Here is a 15,038-nt window from a genome sequence, read left to right on the forward strand (position 1 = left end):
GCGTAAAGATTCAGGGCCAACGATTGTTGGCCCTAATTCGATTATTTGTATCAGGTAAAAGATATGGTGAATGACGTAGAATTTAAATTTGAAGTGCCTGGATGTGGGCATGAATTTCGGGTTGAGAGCTTTCATGTTCATGAAGAGTTATCTAAGCCTTTCCACATCAATCTCTCATTACTTTCACTTGATCCAGATATCTCGTTCGATGAGTTAATACGTAAAGCAGGAACATTGACACTTTACGGACAAGGTGTTGGGGCTGCGCGTGTGTTCAACGGAGTGGTGAATGAAGTTCGTTACTTAGGGACTGGGCGTCGTTTTTCTCGTTATCAATTAGTCTTGGTTCCTCAAGCTTGGTTCTTATCTCAGCGCCAAGATTGTCGTATTTTCCAGCAAAAGTCAGCGCAAGACATCATCACAGAAGTACTCGATGATGGGGCAGTCACCGATTACCGATTTGAAGTGTCGGGTACTTATCCTCCAAAAGAATACGTTCTGCAATACCGTGAGTCTGACTTGCACTTCGTGCAGCGTATGATGGCTGAACACGGTATGTGGTATTACTTTGACCATAGCGATTCAAATCATACGATGGTCATTGTCGACAGTAATGACGCGATTGCACCTTTGATAAGCTCGCCACTAAATGCTTCTTACATTGGGCCGATTGTTTATCATGCCGATGGTGGCGGTGTTGCCGATCGCGAACATATCTCTGATCTCGAGTTAGTTAACCGCGTTAGAACAGGACAGGTTACGTACACAGATTACAACTACGAACACCCTAAAATTCCACAAGAGATGACACAGGCTGGCGAGCTAGACCAAGATCTCAAGCAGTTTGATTATCCTGGACGATACGTTGACCCGCTGATGGGTCAGGTGAGAACCACGGAGTGGATGTCGGAACACATAGTCGATAATCAACAAGTGGAAGCAACGAGTGACGTAATGCGCTTAGCATCTGGTTACAGCTTTAACGTCAGTGACCACCCGCGTTCTGAGATTAACCGCGATTACCTTATGTTGTCTGTAATGCACACAGGTCAAGATCCGCAAGTGCATGAAGATGAAGCGAGTGGTATGCCAACCACTTACTACAACCAGTTCTCGTGTATTCCACGTGATGTGGTGTTTAAAGCGCCTAAACTAGCAGCACCAGTGGTTGATGGCCCTCAAACGGCGGTTGTTGTAGGACCAGAAGGTGAAGAGATTTACACCGACAAGCTTGGTCGAGTGAAAGTACAGTTCCATTGGGATCGCTACGGTGATAACAACGAACATTCAAGCTGTTGGATTCGTGTAAGCCAATCCATGGCGGCGCCAACATGGGGCGCAGTTTATTTGCCGCGTATTGGCCATGAAGTCGTAGTGACTTTCCTTGAGGGGGATCCAGATCGTCCGTTAGTTACGGGCGCAGTTTACAACGGTTTGCATTTCCCACCGTACTCTTTGCCAGAAAACAAAACTCGTACCACGTTCCGCACGCAAACGCACAAAGGAACAGGTTACAACGAGTTGAGTTTTGAAGACGAAGCGAACCAAGAAGAAGTCTATATTCACGCTCAAAAAGACATGTCGACCAAGGTGCTCAACAACCGTTACCGTGATATCGGTCAAGATGAATTCTTGAAGGTTGCACGTCACCAAACGAATGAAGTTCATGGTGACCATAAAGAAACCATTCATGGACATAAAACGACACAAGTAAACAGTACGTTTACCGAGACAGTCGAGCAAGACGTTACCGTCACATACAACGCGAACGAAGCCCAGTATGTGAAAAACAATTCTGACTTAGAAATTGGTGATAACCGTACGACTAAGATCGGTAAAAATGATGACTTAGATATTGGCGAAAACAGTAACCTTACTATCGGTGCGTCTAAGAGTTCAGATATTGGTGCGGATGATAACCAGACGATTGGTGGCAACTTAACGGTATCAGTGAAAGGGAACACCGCTTATAAAGCCGATGGTGCAACGCAAATTATCAGTGGCGACAAGATTGTATTGAAAACGGGTGGTTCCTCTTTAGTGATGAACAGTGATGGTTCAATAAAGTTATCAGGCTCGGCTATTACGATCGAAGGCAGTGACAAAGTCGTCGTGAAAGGTGGCAACGTAGTGGTTAACTAACAATGGAAAAACAACCTCTTACAACAGAAGTAATATCAGAGCAGCAAGCCGAATCAACGGCTTGCTTTTCGCGTTTTGGAAGAATAGTGGCTATCAATGAGTCTACGGGCAGTGTGCGAGTTGATTTTGATGGTAACCCATTTAAGCAGCCACTCACTGCGAGACTAGGACGTGGCTTTCGTCGTTCTGAGCTGCAAATGGCTATCGATAATCGATTAAGTTGTCGAGTTGAATTTTTGAACGACGACTTAAGCTTGCCTCTTGTGACGGACATTTTCTTCTCCATTCTGGATGACTCTGACGAGTTTGTATTGCGAGCGAAGAAGATGGTTATCGAGACAGAACAAGAGTTGGTAGTCAAAAGTGGTGAGACAGAAACTCGCTATAGCGGGCGCGATGGACGAATTACCACTAAAGCGAAGTACGTCACCTCTCAAGCAGAAAAAGCACAAAAAATTCAAGGCGGAACGATCGCAATTAACTAATTACCTAGCATTAGCTAATTTACGTCGAGTTAGCTAATTACTTTGTATTAACTAATTGCAATCGCGTTATGGCACGCTAATAACGGATAACTAGATGCGACAAAGAATCGGTGTCGAGCACCTAAAGGCACCCATAACCAATCAAGAAGTCGAAGGCGCGTTAGCAAAAGCTGAGCGCGCTGTGAACGACCTTTCCCAATTGCCAGTAACATGGCTGGATTTCTGTAATGAAAAGCTGTCCATTGCTTCTGAAAGTATCGGTTTTTTAATCAGGCAGCGAGTTCAAATTCACAAAAGGGGTTATCCAAGTCGTGAGTTGGCGTATCTCAAGCTGATTGAAGGCCAAATTGAAGAACTGAAGCAGGTGTACTTGTCGTTTTATCGGTTAGCACCGGGGTTGATTCATCAGTTAAGAGGCCAGGAGCCAGAAATCTACAGCTGGCTGATGCTACAAGGCGAGTTGGGCTCAGCGTTGGATAACCTTTTGTGCGGCTTGAGTTTACTCGAAGATATTGACGCTAAAACCGCAATGGTCATTGCCGTACAATCTCCGGTTGAATCTATGGATAGCACGCTTTCGGAGCTTATTGAGGGTAATGCGACATCCAGTGCGTTTTACTTTGAATGCTTACGTGTACGTCAAACATTAAGTGTTTCTCTCATCAAGCGCTGGCACAAAGCCAGCATCATTAGCTCTCATGTTGCTTTGCCACTGCTCGCTTTACAAGACGTGAAAGAGGGGATTGATTGGCTCAATGACAATGCAGGCAGCGAACAATATCTATTTGAACGTTTGATTACCAAACGTGACAGAGGCACTTGGCTCCGTCAGTGCTTTGGCATCGAACCAAATGGATTACCATCAGCGCAAGTGCTCACTTACGCCAAGTTGCTTGAGTTAAAAGAGTTTGAGGCGTTTGATATCTCTTCTTCATTAGCACCTGTTGATTTTGCGCTGAGTGGTGATTGGAAACTGGTGCCCCAAATCATCGAGCACTTGGAAAGCCTGGAGGAAGCTGAAGCTGAGGGTGAAATTTGGCTTCAAGCCTTGTATGTCGTCTACGGAAAGCTTCTTCCTCTGACTCCGCAAGATGTTGGTGTCGAGTATGAATGGGAAGAGATCGTCGATCTGCTCAATGAGTGGGTGGAAGATGAAAAATATATCCAAAATCTACCAAGCCGCTTGGGTTACGCATTGAGCTTCGAGTCTACTTTAGCTGCGATGCAAGATTCTAACGTTGATGTGCTGTTCCGCGACTGGCTATGGCGCCAAATCTGTATTCAATCCAGAGCCTACGTGCCTTGGGATATGGCAATGCCGATTCATCAACAAGACTGGAACTTTAACAATTTAAAGGCCGCACCTTCTGCGAGCGAACGATTCAACTTAAGGAATAGCAATGCAGTTATGGGATATTGAGGCGCACCCTGAGCTATCACTTAAAGGTCGTTTTCAACGTGACGAAAACGGCGATGAAGTGTGGGTTGTGGTCGCCAAACGCACATGGCAATTCGATGGTGCGGTTTGGCACGAATTAGGTGAAAGTGAAATCTTCGATGATCCCCAATATTTGGGCGAAGAAGGCTTCTCTGCGATGAAAGTTGACCACGAGTTCGCGTATACCAAAGACAACACAGATGTACTTGTTTACGGCAAAGCGCGCAGCTACGCGAAAAAGCCAGTGACATACCAAGAGTGTCGTGTGCTGATTGATGGTCATATTGATAAGACTCTCGCTATTCACGGGGAACGTGTATGGGTTGAGCATGCTGGCAGTATCACGCTGAGCAATCCAGTCCCATTTATTGAAAGAGACATTGATTACACTTGCGCGGTAGGCGGTGATTTACGTAACCGAATAGGTGGTGGGGTTGCCGACTCCAACAAAGAATTGCTTGAACAGAAAGTACCCTCGATTTTTTATCCCCGAGAGGACTGGATTGCCGCCGCGAAAAAACTACGCGTTGCGGGGTTCGGGCCAGTGCCTCCGTTCTTTGAGTCGCGCCAGAAGCTGGCCGGCACGTTCGATGACGATTGGATTGAGAATCGCAAGCCAATGTTGCCACTCGATTTTGATAAGCGGTTCTTCCAAAGCGCGCCTATTGATCAACAGTGCAAAGGCTTTCTTCGTGGGGGGGAGCGTTTGATGATGAGTGGTTTTTGTCATGATGACACGCTTTCATTTCGAGTTCCTAAAGAAAAATACTGTGCGATCGCGACGTTTAAAGGTCAAAGTTATCAAGCTGATATGGCGATGTACACCTTATTCGTTGATGCGGAAAAGAAAACTATATCAATCAGTTACACCGCTGCGTTTCCTTGTCAGGGCAAGGAACATTTGTTGGTGTCGACATCCATCACTAAGTTGGAAGAGGTAAGCGAGCATGCATAATTCAACAGGCCGTTACGTGCTAGGGATGGAAGTGATGACGCCAACCGGTATGAATTTAGATATTGCTAGTGCAGTTTCGTATGCTGACTTAGGAAGATTCGACCAATGTGTAGGGGATGATGGTATCGAGCGTTTTACTTACGCCAAAATCGAATACACCAAAGAAAGTGAGCAGTTTGAGAAAACGTGTGAGTTAATCACCCACTTGCTTGATTCATTGTTAGCACAGTTACCACGTTCATTGAGACCAATACCTTTGCTTATAGCGGTGCCTGCGTCTGTTTCACGAGTAAAGGTGCAAGAATGGCTTGGTGAAAGTAACTATGCTGAATTTCTCTCTGTGGTGAATGCTGTTCATGCCAGTGGGCCTAGTTTCGTTCTCCAGGCCATGAAATCATTGGATAAATATGATGCTATGATGTGTATCAGTGTCGATTCCTTGGTGAGTTCGATGCAAACACTCATCGACGATGCGATGGTAATGAGTACCAATAATCCATGGGGCGTTATTCCGAGTGAGGGTGGGGCGGGTTTAATTCTTTGTCGAAGAAATACCGTAGAAACATTGAAACTTAAGCCTCAAGCGCAGCTTGGCTACATTGATACGGAATTAAACACTTCAGACCGAAGAGGCATGTTTCGACTTGTTCAACGTGCGAGTAAAAAGCTCGATTTATTTGGTGAAGTGTATTCCGATATGACGAACCTGCGCATGCATTCGGAAGATTACGGCTTTGCTCTGGGGGCTAAAGCAGAACGATTCACGAACCCAGAACAACCGCAGCTTATCAATGAGTTGTGGGGCACAATGGGCAGTTGTTCTTCTCTCGCTTTAATTGCCTTTGCGGTCAGAGAGCACCACTTTAAGCAACCAACTACGTTGTTAATGTTCGACTTTCATGGTGACAAAGGAGTTCTCCAATTACTGCAATGTTAGTGGGCACTCATCGATCAAATGGCAATGAAAATATACTCATATTATTAGGTTGAAGTTTGTAACACGAAAAAGCGTATAACTCATGCAGTGAAAGCGTAAGTAAAAAGGTCTAATAAGTTAGTAATAATAACTAAAATAATAGGCTTACTGTTTGTTTTAAATACCAACCTTGATACAAGTACGTTCAAGAAAATATTATTCAACTCTAATAATATTTATTCTATGAAAGAGTACTAAGTGTCTAATAATCAGAGTACAGCCAAAGGATATATCGATCAGTTGGTTGTTAAAGCTATTGAGAAAAAGAAACTGAATGAGCAAAGGCTAGCAGAAAAAAATAAGCCGAAGCTTGAGTACGTGCTTTTTTCACAGTTTGATGTATTAGACAAGCTTCCTTCTAAAAATGGTAAGACAACGGTTTACCATCTTGCAAAAAAAGGGCAGCCAGAGAAGCAAATCTGTTGCAAAGTTATCAATGATGACTCGCCAGAATTTGCGAGCAAAATGTTGATTAACGAAGCGAGCAGGCTGGAGCTTTCTCAACACCCTAGCGTGGCTAACTTTGTAAAAATCGGCAACGAATTCGAACGCCCATATTTGATGTACGAGTGGATCCAAGGTGAATCACTGGCAGAAAAAATGGAGCGTCATTCTTCTAAAGGCTTCCGCCACGACCACATCGCTTGGTTGGTGTATCAACTCGCTGGCGCTCTAGAGTTTATGCATACAAGAGGTATCTGCCATCTTGATATTAAACCATCTAACGTATTAGTGAGTGAAGGCGATTACGTTAAGCTCATTGATTTCGGCGCTGCTCGTTACATTGGAGAGACAGAACCTTACGCAGAAGCAAGCTTGAGCTACGCTTCCCCTCTTTATATAGAAACTGGCATCGCGGAACCGCAAGATGATGTTTACTCTCTCGCTTTGCTCGCTGGACACCTATTTTTAGGATCAATATTTGGTGATGCTTGGAATAAGCAGTTAAAAGATCGAAAGCGTCCGGCTTTGATCCCGGCTCATATTTGGAAATTGCTGAAAGAAGTCATCAACAAACCAAGAGGGCATGGCTATACCGCTATTTCTTTTGCTCAACAGTTAGCGCGAATCGATACGCAATCAATTAGCTCAAATTCTAACGCACCAATTTTCAGTAGCTTGCGTAACGCGGACTTGCTGCTTACACACTGTAAGCCAAATGATAAAACGGCGTATGGTCGCTTTAAAATATTAGAGGCGAGCTTAGTGTTGAGTGTGCTGGCAACAGCAGGAAGTTATTTGTATCAACAGAATAAAGATCAATTGGATGCCATTTTTTCCCGAGGTGTCACTACTGTAACTCACGTTATTACGCCCTCTGAAACGGCTTCTTTTTTGGCTCAGCCTCCATGGAAAATCAAAGAAGAATTGTCTCAAGCTACTCAGAGTATTGATATGACAGTAGCTTATCGAACAGCATATCAAGCTCAGCAGTTAAGCCTCTCGAATTTATATGAAGAAAAACAGGCTCAGTTAACGTCGTATCAATCGTTAGCGGATGGCTTACCAATGGCATTAGTCGAATTACGTAAAGAGCTTGTCACCTTGCGAGAAACCCTTGTTCGTGACGGTGCCCTGTTTCCATATGCGGATGAGGCGTTGACTAAAGTGATGTCTGGATTAAATGTCGCGTCTATCGATTCCATGAAAGTATCTGCCATAGCTGGCAGTCGAGATAAGCAGATTGCTCGCTTAATTTTAGATGGTGAAGCTAAGCTCGCAGAAAATGAAATGAAAGAGGCATGGTTATTAAACCAGTCACAAGCCTATTTCTACAACCAAATCTTACCAAAGGCTGTGATGGAAAATATTAATGACTCCATCGATAAACATGCAGAGGCGCACTTTTACACCAAAGCAATTGAAGAAGCTGAATTAGCCAAAGCCTACTTCGGTAATACGCCAGAACTAGACAAAAAAATAAAGGATTTAATCGTCGCAAGAAGCGAATTTATTTTGTTTAGCACCGTGATGGAGCAATCCGTTTACGACAAACAAAAGCTACATGAATCCCTTGCCGATTTAGAACGGAATGCACCAAGTAAATTTACAGAAATCACGAAAATTCTAGATAGCATGGCGTCGGATGCGATAGAGCAGAGCCATCGATTATCTAAGCCAGCAAATGGCGCAATTGCGGTAGCGCGTGCGTTGAGAGATTACTTGACTGAAGGAGACGTGAATTTTGTCCAACATTGATATCGATCGTCTGCTTAATCCTATTTCTGATGAATCTCCAGTGGGAAACGATGCCCGTTACGAGTTTTGCTATGAAATGATGGAGTCCGAAGTGAAGAAATTCGGTTCCTTGTTTGGCGAAACAGTAGATTGGAGCGTGGTAAAAACGCACGCGACCGAAGTTCTAGAGCACCACAGCAAAGACTTAAAAGCCATTTGTTACCTCGTTCGCGCGCTAACAGAAGAGTTTGGTCTGCAAGGCTTTGAACAAGGTCTAAAGCTGCTTAGTGAGGCGTTAAGTCGCTTTGGCGTTGAATTGTATCCTTCCCGAAAGCGGGGTCGAGATGGCGCGGTCGAATGGTTGAACCATCAGTTTAAACTGGTCAGCAGCAAGTTAGCGGAAAGCGCTCAGTCATGGGATTTGGTATCAAACTGCATTTCGACTATTGAAGAAGTGCAGCGTCAATACGACGAGGTTTATCAAGACTCAGAAGCGGATTTCTTTGAGATTCGCACTCAACTCAATGTTTTATCTCAACAAGCGGCGGCTGATGAGCAGAGCGATGATGCAGTCGTTAACGTCGAACAAGCGGCGCCTGCACCAGCTACGCAGCCTGCTGCCGCAGAAACGCCAGCGCAGAGTGAAGTGCAAACCGCACCGGTGAAGGCGGTTCCGCCGGCCCCTAAACCTGCGCCAGTTAAGAAAGCGGTAGCAAAAGAAGTCGATGTCGATACGGACTTCTCTTCGCCGACGGCTTCTAAGCGCACCTTGAAGAAGGTTGCGGAAGTCATGCTTCATGCGAACCCAAGTGATCCGCTGGCTTACCGGATTTATCGTCATCTGACTTGGGATGACATTGATGGTCTACCCGACCACCAAAATAATCAAACGCCTTTGAGCTTGGCAGTGTCGTCCGATCAACAAGCAGAATACCGAGATAAAGCTGACCAAGAAAGCGACATCGACACCATTAAGCGTTTGGAGCGCACATTAACGGATGCGCCGTTTTGGCTGACGGGCCATTACTTCGTGTATTCGATGCTTAATAACTTGGGTTTTGATGATGCAGCGCTTGCTGTGAAACAAGAAGTGACGCGTTTTGTTGACTCACTAGAGGGCATAGAGCACCTCTCATTTAAGAATTCTATACCATTTGCAGATGAAGCGACCTTGAGCTGGTTATCGACTCAAGATACTACTTCTTCGACTTCTCAACCCGTTGTTCAAACGGTTGTGATTTCGCAGGAAGACTCGCTGCCAATGGAGGATATCACTCTAGAAAATCTAGGGGAATGTGCCGCAGAGCTTGCCCGCAAACTTGAGCTGGATAGCTCGGGACGTGGGCAGTTCATGCTGTATTTGCAATTGATAGCAGCTTACCAGTCTGTTGGATTATACCCGTTGTGTTTGCCGTATCTTGAGAAGGGGTGGGAAGTACAAAAAGCGTTTAATCTCGCGAGCTGGGAACCCCACTTATCGTCACAGTTAGAAGACCTAATTCGAAAAACACTCCATCGGTTATTTGGAAGCAAGGATCTTCTACCTGAGAAGTATGAAGAGTGGAAAGCAATTTACGACTAATTAAAGAGTTAGATAAGGAACGAATTATGTCACGTGACGGCTCGGTGGCTCCTAAAGAGCGAATTAATATCCGTTATGTTCCAGCAACTGGCGATACGCAAGAAGACGTAGAGCTGCCGCTAAGCATGATGGTAGTTGGCGACTTTACTGCGCGTGCAGATGAGACACCAATTGAAGAACGTACTCCAATTAACATCGACAAAGACAACTTTAACGAAGTGCTAGAGGGCATGTCTCCAAACGTTAAAGTCAACGTTGAAAACCGTCTTTCTGATGAAGAAGGCGGCCAGATTGGTGTTGATCTGACCTTCCAAAACATGAAGGACTTCTCTCCTGAAGCGATCGCGAAAAGTGTACCTGAACTAAACAGCCTACTTGAGCTTCGCGAAGCCTTGGTTGCACTTAAAGGTCCTCTAGGAAATGTTCCTGCGTTCCGTAAGAAGATCGCATCGGTTCTTCAAGATGAAGAAGCGAGAAAGAAACTGTTGGATGAACTAAGCATTGGCAACGACCAAGACGCGAAAGAAGAGTAAGGGATATCATGTCTGCAGAAGCACAAGCGCCAGAACAAGAAGCAGCCTTAGTTGAATCAGGCTCACTTCTGGATAGCATTCTTAACGAAACACGTTTAAAGCCAAGTGATGAAGGTTTTGACGTTGCAAAACGCGGCGTAGAAGCATTCATCAGTGAGCTACTAAGCAGTTCGAACACAGAGAAAGTCGACCAATCTCTGGTTGATCTGATGATCTCTGAAATCGACCAAAAATTGTCTAAGCAAGTTGATGCAATTCTTCACAACGAAGAAGTTCAAGCGATTGAATCAACGTGGCGTGGCCTTAAGTACCTGGTTGATCACACTGACTTCCGCGAGAACATTCAAATTGAACTGATCTCTGCGAAGAAAGACGAAGTTCTTGATGACTTCGAAGACGCTCCAGAGGTGGTGAAGTCTGGCCTGTACAAGCAAATCTACACACGTGAATACGGCCAGTTCGGTGGTAAACCTGTTGGCGCAGTCATTTGTGATTACGCTATGTCAGCTTCGTCGCCTGACATCAAACTGATGGAATATATGGCGAACGTAGGTGCAATGTCTCACGCACCATTCATCACGTCGGCATCGGCTAAATTCTTTGGTCTAGACAGCTACGAAGAGCTGCCAAACCTAAAAGATCTGAAGTCTGTATTTGAAGGTCCACAGTACGCGAAATGGCGTGGTCTGCGTGAGCACGAAGACGCACGTTACCTAGGTCTATGTACATCTCGCTTTATGCTACGTACGCCTTACTCTGTTGAAGATAACCCAATTAAGGCGTTTGACTACGATGAGCAAGTGACAGACAGCCATGATAACTACCTATGGGGTAACTCAGCGTACGCGATGGCGTCTAAGATCAGTGAATCATTTGCTAAGTACCGTTGGTGTCCGAACATTATTGGTCCTCAAAGCGGTGGTACTGTACAAGATCTACCGGTTTACAACTTTGAAGCTATGGGTCAAATCGAGACTAAGATCCCAACCGAGATCCTGGTTTCTGACCGTCGTGAGTATGAGCTAGCAGAAGAAGGTTTCATTGCGCTAACCATGCGTAAAGGTTCTGACAATGCGGCGTTCTTCTCTGCAAACTCTGTTCAAAAACCAAAAGTGTTTGCGAACACGCCGGAAGGCAAACAAGCCGAGATGAACTACAAGCTAGGTACTCAGCTTCCTTACATGTTCATTATCAACCGTTTAGCGCACTACATAAAAGTGCTACAGCGTGAGCAAATTGGTTCTTGGAAAGAGCGTTCTGACCTAGAAATCGAACTGAACAAGTGGATTCGTCAATACGTTTCTGACCAAGAGAACCCGCCAGCGGAAGTTCGTGGTCGCCGCCCACTTCGCGCTGCGAAGGTTGAAGTATCAGACGTAGAAGGCGATCCAGGCTGGTACAAAGTATCGATGTCTGTACGTCCTCACTTCAAGTACATGGGCGCAAGCTTCGACTTGTCTCTAGTTGGTAAGCTAGACCAATAACCCATTACTGAAACCATCAAGCAGCCAGTGAAGACTGGCTGCTTTTTTCGTAGGATCGCATATGGAAAAAGGTTACCGTCTTTTAGAGCGGATCGAGCTAGGAGAACCAAAAAACTGCTACGAGAAAGTGGTGTCTCATAAGCATTTGATTGAATCCATTCACTCGCATCTCGCTGACTTGTTGAATACGCATTCCGGCAACGCAATGATCGACAATGAGTATGGTCTGCCAGATTTTAACGACGTACTTTCTAACAACACGAACCTCGTTCGCCATATTCAAAAAAACATCACGTCAACCATAGAACGCTTTGAGCCCCGACTGCTGAATGTCGAGGTTCACTACCGTGAAGACCACCATAACCCATTACAACTCGGCTTTGGTATTCGCGGCGAAGTTTCCCATAACGGCGGTAAAGTCCCAATGTCGATCGATGTCTACATGGGAACCGACGGCCAATTTAACGTTTAGTAGGTGCCACTTGAGTAACAGTAAATACTTTCAAGATGAACTCACGTATTTACGCGAGTCAGGTAGTGAGTTTGCCAAATATCATCCGAAGTTAACTCATTTTCTCTCTGAAGGAACTTTTGATCCAGATGTCGAACGATTGCTGGAGGGTTTTGCTTTTTTGACCGGACGCATCCGCGAAAAGATTGACGATGAACTTCCTGAGCTAACGCAATCTCTGATGACTTTGCTGTGGCCACATTACATGCGTTCGATTCCGTCTTTGTGCATTAGCGAACTAAAACCGCATACCGGAAGTGTTACTGAGAAAACCGTGGTGAAACGTGGTGCGGAAATGGCCAGCGAACAGGTAGAAGGCACGCAGTGTTTGTTCCGTACTTGTTATGACGTCAATCTATACCCAGTTACGATTACTAACATCGAACAAACTAACAGCCGCACCAGTTCGATGATTGATGTGACGTTATCGACGGAGCATGGCCTGGAACTGTCTCGTATCGGTTTAGATACGTTGCGTTTGCACCTGCATGGTGAGATTCATATTACTCGCACTGTCTTCTTATGGCTGTTCCGTTATCTAGATTACGTCGAGTTGGATGTTGGTGGCGGCTACAAACATCGTTTAGGGCCAGAATACGTTAAGCCAGTCGGGCATGAAGAGGACGAGGCGCTGTTGCCTTACAGCAAAAATTCCTTTGCAGGCTACCGTTTGCTGCAAGAATTCTTCTCTTTGCCAGATAAGTTCATGTTCTTCGACATTAAAGGCTTAGAGTGGCTAAAAGGCATTCCACAGCGCAGTACGGTCAAAATCAAATTCCACTTTAAGCGTGCTTTGCCTTCAGAGGTGGTGCTTAAAGATAAACACTTAAGGTTGCACTGCACACCTGCCGTTAACTTGTTTGAAAAAGACGGCGATCCAATCCGTTTAGAGCATCGACGAAACGAGTACAAGGTGCGTCCACAAAGTAACACTCAAGAGCATTACGAGGTTTATTCCATTGAGCAAGTGGAGAGCTGGAGTAAAGACGAGCGTCGCCGAAAACCACTGATTGAATTTGAATCGTTTGAGCACCAAATCAACCAGCGTGATAAGCGAGAGTTCTACAAATCCAAAGTGGGCGAGCGAGTAAGCGGAAGAGGGTTAGAGCGCTATATCTCATTCCATACTCACAATGGCGACATTGCGGATTTAGGGACTGAAACAGTATTGATGAAACTGCAATGCAGTAACGCGGACTTAGCGGAGCGCCTGTCAGTAGGAGACATCACTTACGCGACGCACAAATCGCCAACGTATGCGACGTTTAAAAACATTACTAAGCCAACACAGTCAGTAAGTCCTCAGGTTAATGGTGAACTTCAATGGCAGTTGATTGCCAACATGTCGCTCAACTACTTGTCTTTGGCCAATATCGATGTGTTGAAAGTGTTGCTCTCGACTTACGACTTCCACTCTCGAGTCGATAGACAAGCCCACCGCGCGTCGATTCATCGACTTGATGGCATTATTTCTTCAGAGATGAAACCAATCGATCGCGTATTTCGTGGTGTATCTGTGCGTGGTAACCAATTCAAGCTCGTGACGGACTCTAAGTTCTTCGTAAATGAAGGCGATATGTTCCTTATGGCCACGGTATTGAATGAATTTATCCGTTTGTATTCGAGTGTGAACTCCTTTACCGAACTAGAGGTGTTCGATGAAGCGACGGGCGAGGTTTATAACTGGGCAAGCCTAATCGGGCAGCAGACGATACTATGATTAACACACTTTCTGATAAGTCGAATGAGTTTAGTTTCTACCAAGCGGTGTTGCTGTTAGAGAAACACTACCAGCTGGAGCCAAACTCAAATTTTGTTGCCGTGGGCGAGAACAAATACTTCCATCAAGAGCGAATTGAGTTCAGCGTGTCGCCAAACCTGTGCTTTCCAAAGAGTGATATGGATTTTATTACTCATATGGAAAGAAACGGAAAGCAATATTCACGTATTGAGACGAACTTTCTTGGCTTGCATGGTTCAAGCTCGCCCCTGCCAGCGTCTTACACTGAGAAACTCGTCGGTCGTGATCCCGATGATAACCCAGTGAAGGATTTCTTCGACTTTTTCCACAACCGCTATACAAGCTTACTGTATCGTGTTTGGAAGAAATACCGATATCACGTGCAGTACAAAAGCGGGGCAAGCGATGCGTTTTCTGGGCGCATACTGCATTTGGCTGGTCTCTCTAGCGTTATGCAAGATTGTGAAGTCGCGGAGTTAGATCGAGCGAAAGTTCTGTCTTACGTGAACCAGTTATCTACGCGTACACGTTCACCTAAGCTTATTTCCGGTATTGTTTCGCACTACTTTTCACTGCCGAATGTGCGAATCGAAGAATGGGTTTATAGACGCGTAGAAATCGCTGAAAGCCAGCGTAACAAACTCAATCGTTCCAATTGTGTATTGGGGCAAAGCTTACACTTGGGACAAAGCATTGCGGATTTGAACGGCAAGTTTAACTTGTGTATCGACAACATTGATTTTGAAACGTTTAAGCAGTTTTCCTACGATGGTGAGTTACATAAGACGCTGGTGGGCTTGATGCGCTTTATTCTGCGTGACCCAATGTCGTGGGACCTAAAGTTGACAGTTAACCTAGACAGTATTCCAGAAAACAAACTGGGTAATGGAGAAGGGAACCAACTAGGTCAAACGTTCTGGCTTGGTAACCCAGGTGATAAAGACGCCAAAATTCGACTTATCGGAAGCATATAAGAAAGCCGCTCAACGAGCGGCCCTTTATGTTTTCCTCGA

General features: G+C 45.2%; 12 protein-coding genes. All 12 read left to right on the top strand.

The genetic code is table 11. The features are described from left to right. Positions 1 to 63 precede the first annotated feature (63 nt). The 12 genes from tssI to tssG all read left to right on the top strand — a co-directional run bounded on the left by tssI (position 64) and on the right by tssG (position 14,999). Positions 64 to 2,142 carry a type VI secretion system tip protein VgrG gene (tssI, locus tag R7Q11_RS01915; RefSeq protein WP_042523523.1) on the top strand — a complete coding sequence of 693 codons (2,079 nt, stop codon included), beginning with the start codon at positions 64 to 66 and terminating at the stop codon, positions 2,140 to 2,142. A 2-nt stretch (positions 2,143 to 2,144) separates the two neighbouring features. Beyond that, a complete protein-coding gene (locus tag R7Q11_RS01920; RefSeq protein ID WP_025767908.1) occupies positions 2,145 to 2,627 on the top strand; it encodes a hypothetical protein in 483 nt (160 codons plus the stop codon). A 94-nt stretch (positions 2,628 to 2,721) separates the two neighbouring features. Beyond that, a complete protein-coding gene (locus R7Q11_RS01925) occupies positions 2,722 to 4,047 on the top strand; it encodes a hypothetical protein (protein ID WP_225466140.1) in 1,326 nt (441 codons plus the stop codon). Continuing rightward, entirely contained in the window at positions 4,028 to 5,020 is a 993-nt protein-coding gene (locus R7Q11_RS01930; protein WP_213876944.1) for a DUF2169 domain-containing protein, read from the top strand. Before R7Q11_RS01925 ends, R7Q11_RS01930 begins: the two co-directional genes overlap by 20 nt. Next, positions 5,013 to 5,957 (top strand): hypothetical protein, encoded by a 945-nt coding sequence (locus tag R7Q11_RS01935; protein ID WP_213876945.1) that lies wholly within the window; start codon positions 5,013 to 5,015, stop codon positions 5,955 to 5,957. Before R7Q11_RS01930 ends, R7Q11_RS01935 begins: the two co-directional genes overlap by 8 nt. A 237-nt stretch (positions 5,958 to 6,194) precedes the next feature. Then, entirely contained in the window at positions 6,195 to 8,195 is a 2,001-nt protein-coding gene (locus R7Q11_RS01940) for a serine/threonine protein kinase (protein WP_017633758.1), read from the top strand. Continuing rightward, the gene (tssA, locus tag R7Q11_RS01945; RefSeq protein WP_137282738.1) at positions 8,182 to 9,756 is read left to right on the top strand and encodes a type VI secretion system protein TssA; all 1,575 of its coding nucleotides are present in this window, start codon (positions 8,182 to 8,184) and stop codon (positions 9,754 to 9,756) included. Before R7Q11_RS01940 ends, tssA begins: the two co-directional genes overlap by 14 nt. A 26-nt stretch (positions 9,757 to 9,782) precedes the next feature. Continuing rightward, a complete protein-coding gene (tssB, locus tag R7Q11_RS01950) occupies positions 9,783 to 10,289 on the top strand; it encodes a type VI secretion system contractile sheath small subunit (protein ID WP_005373381.1) in 507 nt (168 codons plus the stop codon). Between the two features lie 8 nt (positions 10,290 to 10,297). Beyond that, positions 10,298 to 11,773, top strand: coding sequence for a type VI secretion system contractile sheath large subunit (tssC, locus tag R7Q11_RS01955; RefSeq protein ID WP_005373378.1), 1,476 nt, complete (start codon positions 10,298 to 10,300; stop codon positions 11,771 to 11,773). A 61-nt stretch (positions 11,774 to 11,834) separates the two neighbouring features. Further along, the gene (tssE, locus tag R7Q11_RS01960; protein WP_005373376.1) at positions 11,835 to 12,245 is read left to right on the top strand and encodes a type VI secretion system baseplate subunit TssE; all 411 of its coding nucleotides are present in this window, start codon (positions 11,835 to 11,837) and stop codon (positions 12,243 to 12,245) included. A gap of 10 nt (positions 12,246 to 12,255) precedes the next feature. Then, the gene (gene tssF / locus R7Q11_RS01965; RefSeq protein WP_042523535.1) at positions 12,256 to 14,004 is read left to right on the top strand and encodes a type VI secretion system baseplate subunit TssF; all 1,749 of its coding nucleotides are present in this window, start codon (positions 12,256 to 12,258) and stop codon (positions 14,002 to 14,004) included. Continuing rightward, positions 14,001 to 14,999 carry a type VI secretion system baseplate subunit TssG gene (gene tssG, locus R7Q11_RS01970; protein ID WP_042523537.1) on the top strand — a complete coding sequence of 333 codons (999 nt, stop codon included), beginning with the start codon at positions 14,001 to 14,003 and terminating at the stop codon, positions 14,997 to 14,999. The genes tssF and tssG overlap by 4 nt, the downstream gene beginning before the upstream one ends. Positions 15,000 to 15,038: the final 39 nt, after the last annotated feature.

Source organism: Vibrio sp. 970, from assembly GCF_033339075.1.

What these genes read in the sequence shown, in the direction of transcription:
- tssI (WP_042523523.1), top strand. Translation starts at nt 64, where the DNA reads ATGGTGAATGACGTAGAATTTAAATTTGAAGTGCCTGGATGTGGGCAT.
- R7Q11_RS01920 (WP_025767908.1), top strand. Translation starts at nt 2,145, where the DNA reads ATGGAAAAACAACCTCTTACAACAGAAGTAATATCAGAGCAGCAAGCC.
- R7Q11_RS01925 (WP_225466140.1), top strand. Translation starts at nt 2,722, where the DNA reads ATGCGACAAAGAATCGGTGTCGAGCACCTAAAGGCACCCATAACCAAT.
- R7Q11_RS01930 (WP_213876944.1), top strand. Translation starts at nt 4,028, where the DNA reads ATGCAGTTATGGGATATTGAGGCGCACCCTGAGCTATCACTTAAAGGT.
- R7Q11_RS01935 (WP_213876945.1), top strand. Translation starts at nt 5,013, where the DNA reads ATGCATAATTCAACAGGCCGTTACGTGCTAGGGATGGAAGTGATGACG.
- tssB (WP_005373381.1), top strand. Translation starts at nt 9,783, where the DNA reads ATGTCACGTGACGGCTCGGTGGCTCCTAAAGAGCGAATTAATATCCGT.
- tssC (WP_005373378.1), top strand. Translation starts at nt 10,298, where the DNA reads ATGTCTGCAGAAGCACAAGCGCCAGAACAAGAAGCAGCCTTAGTTGAA.
- tssE (WP_005373376.1), top strand. Translation starts at nt 11,835, where the DNA reads ATGGAAAAAGGTTACCGTCTTTTAGAGCGGATCGAGCTAGGAGAACCA.
- tssG (WP_042523537.1), top strand. Translation starts at nt 14,001, where the DNA reads ATGATTAACACACTTTCTGATAAGTCGAATGAGTTTAGTTTCTACCAA.